General features: G+C 62.0%; 8 protein-coding genes, 4 pseudogenes and 1 other annotated feature. Of the genes and pseudogenes, 7 read left to right on the top strand and 5 right to left on the bottom strand.

From position 1 onward, the window contains the following. A pseudogene (locus ACP69S_RS21650) lies at nucleotides 1-120 on the top strand (IS481 family transposase); the annotation flags it as partial. A gap of 79 nt (nucleotides 121-199) precedes the next feature. Further along, entirely contained in the window at nucleotides 200-661 is a 462-nt protein-coding gene (locus tag ACP69S_RS21655) for a hypothetical protein (protein WP_426000761.1), read from the top strand. A gap of 284 nt (nucleotides 662-945) precedes the next feature. Here ACP69S_RS21655 and ACP69S_RS21660 read toward each other — a convergent pair whose 3' ends face one another. The 3 genes from ACP69S_RS21660 to ACP69S_RS21670 are packed head-to-tail and all read right to left on the bottom strand — an operon-like array spanning nucleotide 946 to nucleotide 1,990. Next, entirely contained in the window at nucleotides 946-1,401 is a 456-nt protein-coding gene (locus tag ACP69S_RS21660) for a hypothetical protein (RefSeq protein WP_426000763.1), read from the bottom strand. Continuing rightward, nucleotides 1,398-1,610: a DUF2945 domain-containing protein gene (locus ACP69S_RS21665; protein ID WP_426000765.1), complete on the bottom strand. Its 213-nt coding sequence runs from the start codon at nucleotides 1,608-1,610 to the stop codon at nucleotides 1,398-1,400. The genes ACP69S_RS21660 and ACP69S_RS21665 overlap by 4 nt, the downstream gene beginning before the upstream one ends. A 44-nt stretch (nucleotides 1,611-1,654) precedes the next feature. Beyond that, a complete protein-coding gene (locus ACP69S_RS21670; protein WP_426000767.1) occupies nucleotides 1,655-1,990 on the bottom strand; it encodes a hypothetical protein in 336 nt (111 codons plus the stop codon). A gap of 296 nt (nucleotides 1,991-2,286) precedes the next feature. Here ACP69S_RS21670 and ACP69S_RS21675 point away from each other — a divergent pair, with 296 nt between their 5' ends. The 4 genes and pseudogenes from ACP69S_RS21675 to ACP69S_RS21690 form a co-directional block, all read left to right on the top strand. Continuing rightward, the gene (locus ACP69S_RS21675) at nucleotides 2,287-3,009 is read left to right on the top strand and encodes an alternative oxidase (protein WP_426000769.1); all 723 of its coding nucleotides are present in this window, start codon (nucleotides 2,287-2,289) and stop codon (nucleotides 3,007-3,009) included. A gap of 1 nt (nucleotide 3,010) precedes the next feature. After that, nucleotides 3,011-3,304, top strand: a complete 294-nt coding sequence (locus ACP69S_RS21680; protein ID WP_426000771.1) for a DUF1971 domain-containing protein — start codon at nucleotides 3,011-3,013, stop codon at nucleotides 3,302-3,304. 350 nt (nucleotides 3,305-3,654) lie between these two features. Continuing rightward, nucleotides 3,655-3,911, top strand: a pseudogene (locus ACP69S_RS21685) (transposase); the annotation flags it as partial. 112 nt (nucleotides 3,912-4,023) lie between these two features. Then, nucleotides 4,024-4,395, top strand: a pseudogene (locus ACP69S_RS21690) (IS3 family transposase); the annotation flags it as partial. Then, nucleotides 4,050-4,182: a sequence feature (AL1L pseudoknot), on the top strand. (Overlaps the previous pseudogene by 133 nt.) Before the next feature lie 113 nt (nucleotides 4,396-4,508). Here ACP69S_RS21690 and ACP69S_RS21695 read toward each other — a convergent pair. Further along, nucleotides 4,509-5,915, bottom strand: a complete 1,407-nt coding sequence (locus ACP69S_RS21695) for an IS30 family transposase (RefSeq protein WP_426000773.1) — start codon at nucleotides 5,913-5,915, stop codon at nucleotides 4,509-4,511. 44 nt (nucleotides 5,916-5,959) lie between these two features. Here ACP69S_RS21695 and ACP69S_RS21700 point away from each other — a divergent pair. Further along, nucleotides 5,960-6,262: pseudogene (locus ACP69S_RS21700) on the top strand (integrase core domain-containing protein); the annotation flags it as partial. A 264-nt stretch (nucleotides 6,263-6,526) separates the two neighbouring features. On the opposite strand, the gene ACP69S_RS21705 reads toward ACP69S_RS21700, so the two are convergent. Beyond that, entirely contained in the window at nucleotides 6,527-7,954 is a 1,428-nt protein-coding gene (locus ACP69S_RS21705; protein ID WP_426000775.1) for a methyl-accepting chemotaxis protein, read from the bottom strand. Between the last annotated feature and the right edge of the window lie 328 nt (nucleotides 7,955-8,282).

Raw genomic sequence — 8,282 nt, forward strand, 5'->3', positions numbered from 1 at the left:
CGGCGCCTTAAGACGCTCAAGGGCCTGACCCCCTACGACTTCATCTGCAAAATGTGGACAAAAGAGCCTGCAAGATTCAAGATCAATCCGATCCATCAAAGCCCGGGACCAAACACCTAAGGTGGGTTCGATCAGGCCGCTGATCCGCAGTCGATAGTCAGCGAAGTCGTCCGCGACCAAGCTGTCGAACGCCGGTGAGTTGGGCACCGTGCCGTTCGGCCAGAAGAACGGCGATATGTCGCTCTCTTCGGATTGCGTCTTTGGGTCCATTCGGGTGGCCAAGGACCTCAGCCAACCGATCATGAACCTTCCGGTGCGCTGCACCAGCCGTGCGTGCCGTCTCGTGAACGGCGAAGCCAGGAGCCAGGCCGTCGCCATGACGGCCATGGCCAGCAAAAATAGCGGTAAACCTGCCCAGGAGTCGTTCTCGACGCCAGCAAACATGTGGTTGGTGTTTTGCCGCAGGCCGGTGATGAACACCATAACCCCGTGCATCGCAATGAAGGCCACGAACCAGGCGAACGACAGGAAGTGGACCGACCTCATGGCCTGTCGGTTGAGCAGCCTTCCGAGCCAGCCTAGGCTGTTGGCGATCGCCGGGCTCTGCATCAGGCCGGTCATGATCGAGACCGGCGCGGCGACGAACACGGTCACGAAATAGCTGAGCTGCTGCAGTCCGTTGTAGCGGGTCCAGCTGTGGTCCACCGGGAAGTTCAGCGAGGCGCACTGGATTGCCGTGGAGAGCGCGGCCGGAAATACCTCCCAGGTCAGCGGGACCAGCCGCCGCCATTGGTCGGTGGCGAACAGCAGTCCGTAGAAGAGGACGCCGTTGATCACCCAGAGCAGGTTAACCGAGAAGTGCCACCAGCGGGCTAGGCCCAGGGTATGGCGCAGGCCGGGAATGCCGAGCCATGTCGGAAGGCTGACCGAGTCGTCCTTGGCGGTCTAAACCCGACCCTTCGGCACGGGGCGCTGGAAACGGAACCAGTCTGTCCCCGGCGTGCAATCGCGCCGCCAGTCGAGCCGCGGATGATCGGCGAGGATCTGCAGGCCGGCCCGGATGATGAACAGCATGAAGAACATGTTCAGGAAGTGCTGAAGCTGCAGCCACCAGGGAAAGCCGGAATCCACCGATGGCGCGGCCTGAGCGATGCCTGGGTGCTGAGCGATGAAGGCCTTCACGTCGGGCAGTTCGCGAAGAGCCTCGGCGATGGCGATCAACACCATGAGCGCCACGGTCCCAATGGGGAGCGCCCAGAGCACGCTGATCCAGCGCCGGCCGACGCGCACCCTAGGGACGATGCCGGCTTGCGGCGGCATCCAGTGATCCGCCAGCAGGCGATCGTCGGCCTGGGTAATGGCCGCCTCCAGCGGCTCCGGCGTCGTGGGCTTGTTGCTCATGTCAGCCGGCTGAGCGCGGCGCCCAGGTGCATGGCGATGTGATCGGTCTTGCTGCTCTTGATCTCGTACTGCGGGATCGCAGGGCTCGCGTGATGGGTATAGCCCTTGTGGTCGACGTCCCGGGTATGAACGCAGATGATCGTCCCGCTGACGCGGCCGGCCTCGGAGTTCCAGCTGACGCGATCACCGACATTGAATTGCTTAGCCATCGGGATCTGCCCGGGAACCGAAATGAGCAGCTCGCTGGACGAGGTCAATCATGTGGGCGGCGGCGTGGATGGTTAGGGGGTGATGTGTGAAGCCTGGCCTCGGCGAGATGTAGGCTCGCCATCTCGCGGACAACCTCGACCTGCCTGTCAGAGCCTTCGGCCAGCAAAGCGATCATCAGGTTCTCAAGCGCGATCACGCGAACCCGAAGCTGCACCAGTTCGGTGTTGGTCAGCTGAGGCTCGCGGTCGGGGCCCGCTTCCGCCGCAGGCGAGCCTTTTTGTGGTCCCTGGCGGCTGGCGCCGCCTTCGTTATCCCACCTCGAGAGCGCCTTCTCGCGTAGCCTCGCGCGGTATGAGGCGTCGGGAATTTCATCAGGCATGAGGACCCCATTCTGAATGCTAGAGCCCTTTCCGACCTGATGGCTTCATCAGGGTCGGGCGAAAATGGCTCTAAATCAAAAGTTTAGAGCATTTTTCGATCCGATAACCGTTTCACACTTATCGGAAAATGCTTTAGCAGTTGGGGTTCCCGAGCGACGCCGGAACTCCCGAGCTTACGGAACAGGCGGCCCTGACACACGTTCCCAACCCAGGGCGTCGGGAAGCAAGCCTGCATTGTTTTTTCCGTCAGCCGCGCACTGCTCCCGCTGCGGCCCAAGCCCAAAAAGTGTACATTGTGGTCAACAAGATTCTCGCGCCCGACCCACGAGCCCTAGCCGAAGAGGCGGTCGCGGAGCCTGCGGTTCACCACAAGCCGGTCGGCTTTTCGGATCGGTTCGCCCTGGGTTTCACCAAGCTGCTGCGCTTCGCCGCCGACACCTTCTTCGCCAAGCGTTACGGGCACCGGGCGATCGTACTTGAGACGGTAGCGGCGGTGCCGGGCATGGTCGGAGCTACGATCAACCATCTCACGGCGCTTCGGCGCATGTGCGACGACGACGGCTGGATTCGCACGCTGATGGAGGAGGCCGAGAACGAGCGGATGCACCTGATGACCTTCGTTCAGATCGCCCAGCCCAATCTGTTCGAACGCCTGGTGATCATCCTCGTCCAATGGATTTTCTACATCGGCTTCTTCCTTCTCTACCTGGTCTCCAAACGCACCGCTCATCGCGTCGTTGGCTATTTCGAGGAAGAGGCGGTGATCAGCTACACGCTCTATCTGAAGGAGATCGACGAGGGCCGATCGCCCAATGTCGCGGCGCCCGCCATCGCCAAGCACTATTGGAAGCTGCCAGACACCGCGACGCTACGAGACGTCGTGCTTGTCGTTCGCGCGGACGAAGCTCATCACCGTGACGTCAATCACGGGTTCGCCAGCATGCTTGCCGGCCTGCCCATCGACCACGCCGCGGCACCTTATCCGCCCCATGCCCACGACATCCGAGTGCCCGAGTGACATGGAACCCGCACAGGTCTCGCAGCCCTACCGCACAACGCCCGTATTTGATGAAACCAGTCTGCCGGCCGCATTGCGCCGCGATCATCGCACCAAGGCCGGCGTCTGGGGCGTGATCCGGGTCCTTGAGGGCGAGGTTGTCTTCACGCTGCTTAATCCACCTGACGAGCAGCACCTAACCCCGGAGCGACCCGGCGTAATTCTTCCGGATCAACCCCACTTCGTCACGCCTGTGGGTCGCATGCGCATGCAGGTCGAGTTCTACGACCACCTACCCGTCTTGCCGACGAGATGAATAGGCCATGGGCTGGGCAGCTCTCAATTATGCTCTGGAGGGCATCGAAAGCCGGGGCTAACGTCCTCTACTTGGCGCAACATCCATTTTATGCCCAGCTGCCATAACGAAAGAACCATTGGCAAAATCAGTGGGTTATTTTGTCTACGCCGGTTAGAGGTGTCGCGGATTCTGCCATTTAGAAATGTCATCTGGCAGGGCGCCCGATGCACGGGCAGGGGTGTTCGTCTTCCTTCATCCTTACCGAATGCGCCGCCAGGCGGGCGAGGCTCTGACGGGTTTGCGCGCCGCGAGCAGTGAACCGCTCCGGGTTTGCCGGAGGCCCCAACTCCTGAGAGTAAGGGGCTATCATGAGCAAGACGACGAACAAGTTTTCGCCTGCGGTTTGCGAGCGAGCGGCGCGGATGGTGCTGGATCACGAGCGGGATCGCGCCTCCCGCTGGGCGGCCGTGGTGTCGATAGCGGAGAAGATCGGCTGCGTGCCTCAGGCCCTGCACGAATGGGTCAAGAAGACGTAGGTCGATACCGGCAAGCGTGCCGGCGTGCCGGCGGATGTCGCCGAGAAGCTGAAGGCGCTGGAGCGAGAGAACCGCGAGTTGCGCTAGAGCATTTTCCGATAAGTGTGAAACGGTTATCGGATCGAAAAATGCTCTAAACTTTTGATTTAGAGCTCTTTTCGCCCGACTCTGATGAAGCCATCAGGTCGGAAAGGGCTCTAGGCCAACGAGATTTTGCGCAAGGCATCAGCCTATTCTGCCCTGGCGGAGCTCGACCGCCCGTTCAAGCGATGATCGCCTTCATCGGTCCCGGACTTGATCCGGGATCACCGAGAGGCTCACGGGGGCGAGCCGATCTGCAAGGTTCTGCCGATCGCCCCGTCCACCTACCACGAGCGCGCCGCTCAGCAGCGCGATCCGGCCCGGCTGTCGGCTCGGGCGCGTCGGGATCAGGCGTTAAAGCCAGAGATCGCACGGGTGTTCGCCGAGAACTTCGCGGTCTACGGCGTGCGCAAGGTCTGGCGGCAGATGAGGCGGGAGGGTTTGACCGTCGCCCGCTGCACAGTGGAGCGGCTGATGCGGGACATGGGCCTTTAGGGGGTGATCCGGGGCAAGCCGGTGCGCACAACCGTCAGCGACAAGGCCGCGCCGGCCGGCGCATCGGGCGGGCCTGGTTCATCACAGCGACCGCGGACGCCGGGGCGGATTCAACCGGTCGTCGCAACGCTTGGTTTCTGAGTTTGCGCGAGACATTGGTCAAGCGCTTCGGCTGGTGTTTTCCAGCCCAGCGTTTTGCGCGGCCTGCCATTGAGCGTCGAAGCGACGGCCGCCAGCACCTCCGGGCTGTGCGTGCTGAGGTCGGCGCCCTTGGGAAAGTACTGCCTCAGAAGTCCGTTGGTGTTTTCATTCGTACCCCGCTGCCATGGACTCTGCGGGTCGCAGAAGTAGATCTGCAGACCTGCATCGACCTTGAGGCGGGCATGCTGTGCCATCTCCGCTCCCTGATCCCAGGTGAGCGACCTTCGCAGCGCTTCAGGCAAGGTGACGGTGGTGCGCGTGATCGCATCCCGGACGGCCTCAGCGCCGTGTCCGGCCAGAGCCGGCCCATTCTTCACACGCGGCACCTCGCCGTGTCCTCGCTGACGGGGCAGGTGCAGCAGCATTGTGAAGCGCGTGGTGCGTTCGACGAGCGTACCAATGGCCGAGCTACCGAGACCGAGGATGAGGTCGCCTTCCCAGTGACCTGGCACTGCGCGGTCATCGGCTTCTGCAGGGCGCTGGCTGATCATGATCTCGGGCGAAACGAACCCCTTGCCGCGCCTTGCTACGCGCGCCCGCGGCATCCGCAAGGCTCGCCCGCTGCGGAGGCATGCCGTGAGGTCGCGCCGGAGGGCGCCCCGACTCTGGACGTATAGGGCCTGATAGATAGCTTCGGGGCTGATACGCATGCTGTCGTCATCCGGGAAATCTATGGGCAGGCGCCCGGCAATCTGCTCCGGACTCCATGCCTTGGACCAACGCCGGTCTTGGCGCTGCCCATGGCGCCGTCCTTTCCAGGATACAGACGGGCCGACCACAGGGCGGTCGCCAGGTTTGGCAACAGCGCCGCTCAGCCGCTCTTCGACCCAGAGGCGCAGCGAGTCGTTGGCCGAAAGCTTAGCGATCTTGGGGCGACGCGCTGCCCGTTCGGCATGCCACTGAGCAGTTGTCGCACGATATTCGAGATTGCCTCCACGCGTCGCCGCGTTGCGCCGGATCTCGCGTGAGATAGTCGAAGCCGCTCGACCGAGCCGGCGTGCGATCTCACATACGCCATGCCTCTGAACCAGCAGCAGCGCGATCTCTTCCCGTTCTGATAGCGACAGATACCTGCCCGACAATGGCTCGGACGAGCGCCTGAACATCGCTGGTGGCATACCACCTGCCTCCCGAAACCAGCGGCCGCCGACCGGTTGCGACGCTCCGGCTTTCACCGCTGCCGCTTCGCTCGTCATTCCGGCCGCAATGTAGCTCCAGAACAGCTTCCGTTCGTGGCTGGTGGCAACCGGCGGACGCCCAGGGGAACGTAACCGTGACCGCGTGCACCGGTCGGATCTTCGCTTCTTGACATCCATCCTACGCCTCCATTTTCGAAGCGTTGCGACGACCGGTTGAATCCGCCCAGTATGTCTCGATCAAGTACACCGAGCGTCTGGCGCAGGCCGGGATCGAGCCCTCTTTCGGCAGCGTCGGCGACAGCTATGACAACGCCTTGGCCGAGACCATCAACGGCCTGTACAAGGCCAAAGTCATCCATCGGCGTGGACCATGGCGAACCTTCGAGGCGGTCGAGTTCGCCAACCTCGAATGGGTCGACTGGTTCAACAACAGGCGGCTCTTGGAGCCCATCGGCAACATCCCGCCGGCGGAAGCCGAGGCCGCCTACTATGCCGCGCTCACCCAACAGGCTATGGCGGCGTGACTTAAATCAAACAGCCTCCGGCAAACCCAGCGCGGTTCACTACTGCTCTTGCAGCTTCGGTTACGCGTCGGTCGGGCTGCGAGATCAACGCTCGCCCGCACAGGCCGATGCTAGAGCCCTTTCCGACCTGATGGCTTCATCAGGGTCGGGCTAAAAATGCTCTAAATCAAAAGTTTAGAGCATTTTTCGATCCGATAACCGTTTCACACTTATCGGAAAATGCTCTAGCCACGATCTCAGCTTTCAACGGCGGACGGCGTAAGATTATGCACGCCTGTTGGAGGCAACACGTCCATATGTAGAAGCACCTTCTAGAGAGCGCGCTTCGCGGTATGTGTCGCCAATTTGAAAATGTGCCACCAGCTTGGCCAAGTCGCGGGCTTCGGTGTTGAGGTTTGACGCGGCGGCGGTAGTCTCTTCAACCATAGCGGCGTTCTGCTGGGTGACCTGATCCATCTGATTGACGGCGGTGTTGACCTGATGGAGACCGGTGGCCTGCTCCTGCGACGAGCGAGCGATCTCGGAAATCAGAGTGTCGATTTCGCCAACCTTGACGGCAATGCCTGTCAGAGCCTCGCCGGTCTGGCCGACGAGGCGCACGCCACGTTCGACCTGGGAGGTGCTGCTGGCGATTAGGGTCTTGATCTGCTTGGCGGCGTCGGCCGAGCGCTGAGCGAGCGCCCGGACTTCCTGGGCGACGACCGCGAAGCCTCGGCCGGCTTCACCGGCGCGGGCGGCCTCGACGCCGGCGTTCAGGGCCAGGAGATTCGTCTGGAAAGCAATCTCGTCGATGACGCCGATGATCTGGGTGATTTGGCCCGAGCTCTTCTCGATCTCGCCCATGGCCGCGACAGCTTCACGGACGACCTCGCCGGAGCGATCTGCCTCGACGCGAGCGCCTGATGCGGTCTGGGAGGCCTGCTTGGCCCCTTCGGCGCTCCGGCGGACGGTAGCGGTGACCTCGTCGAGGGCGGCTGCGGTCTCTTCCAGACTGGCAGCCTGCTGCTCTGTGCGGCGCGACAGGTCGTCGGCGGCCGAAGCGATCTCGTCCGCGCCCCCCTGCAGGCCGTTGGCGCTGTCGGTGATCGAGCTGATCGTCTGGCGCAGGCTATCAATGGCGGCGTTGAAGTCCCTTTTGATCTGCGCATAGCGACCGGCCATATCGGTCGCTATGCGCGCGGTCAGGTCGCCGCGTGACAGGCGCTGCAGGCTCTCGGCCAGGATCTCGACAACGCTGTTGTCGGCGTCGGCCTTCAAGCGCGCTTCCTCGTTGGCGGCGCGTTCCTGCTCAATTGTCGTGATATCGGTGGCAAACTTGATCACCCGAACTGGATTGCCGGCCTTGTCGAACACCGGGTTGTAGGAGGCTTGGATCCAGATCTCCTTGCCGCCCTTGCCAAGGCGGCGGAACTTGTCTGCGAAGGCCTCGCCGGCGCTCAGGCGGCGCCAGAACTCACGATACTCAGCGCTCTGACCATACGCGGCCTCGACGAACGTGCTGTGATGCCGACCCTGGATCTCGCCAAGCGAGTATCCCAGCGTCTTCAGAAAGTTGTCGTTGGCGGTGATGATCGTACCGTCGAGATTGAATTCGATGACCGCTTGGGAACGGTTGATGGCGTCGATGGTCGCTTCAAGCTGTTCAATGAGCGCCACGCTCTTGTCGACCACGCGACCCTTGAAAAATGACATGTGACCACCCCCAGCTAGAAGCCGGAAGTGCACCTTCAGAGCGCTCCCCCAGACATCCGTTGGAGTGTTTCCGATCCCAATGAAACAATCATTAACGCCGGTCCACCTTAGTCCAGCGACTGTTACCGAATACAACCATAAAGTGGTGCAAATCCAATTGTTAAACATGAACCGTGAGGGGAGGGCATCGTTAATGCCGGAGCCTTCGCTCTAGGTGTTTGGTCCCGGGCTTTGATGGTGCAATCTTTTCCGCCGAGTGGAAGGAAGCACTATGGGCCAGATACTGCACGGAAGCGCCCGCACGACTGAGGCGGTCCGTCGAGCGATA

It is taken from the genome of Caulobacter sp. DWR1-3-2b1, assembly GCF_049895765.1.
GTDB lineage: Bacteria > Pseudomonadota > Alphaproteobacteria > Caulobacterales > Caulobacteraceae > Caulobacter.

Excerpts from the sequence above, each read along its gene's own strand:
- ACP69S_RS21660 (WP_426000763.1), bottom strand. The coding sequence starts at position 1,401 with ATGAGCAACAAGCCCACGACGCCGGAGCCGCTGGAGGCGGCCATTACC.
- ACP69S_RS21665 (WP_426000765.1), bottom strand. The coding sequence starts at position 1,610 with ATGGCTAAGCAATTCAATGTCGGTGATCGCGTCAGCTGGAACTCCGAG.
- ACP69S_RS21670 (WP_426000767.1), bottom strand. The coding sequence starts at position 1,990 with ATGCCTGATGAAATTCCCGACGCCTCATACCGCGCGAGGCTACGCGAG.
- ACP69S_RS21680 (WP_426000771.1), top strand. The coding sequence starts at position 3,011 with ATGGAACCCGCACAGGTCTCGCAGCCCTACCGCACAACGCCCGTATTT.
- ACP69S_RS21695 (WP_426000773.1), bottom strand. The coding sequence starts at position 5,915 with ATGGATGTCAAGAAGCGAAGATCCGACCGGTGCACGCGGTCACGGTTA.
- ACP69S_RS21705 (WP_426000775.1), bottom strand. The coding sequence starts at position 7,954 with ATGTCATTTTTCAAGGGTCGCGTGGTCGACAAGAGCGTGGCGCTCATT.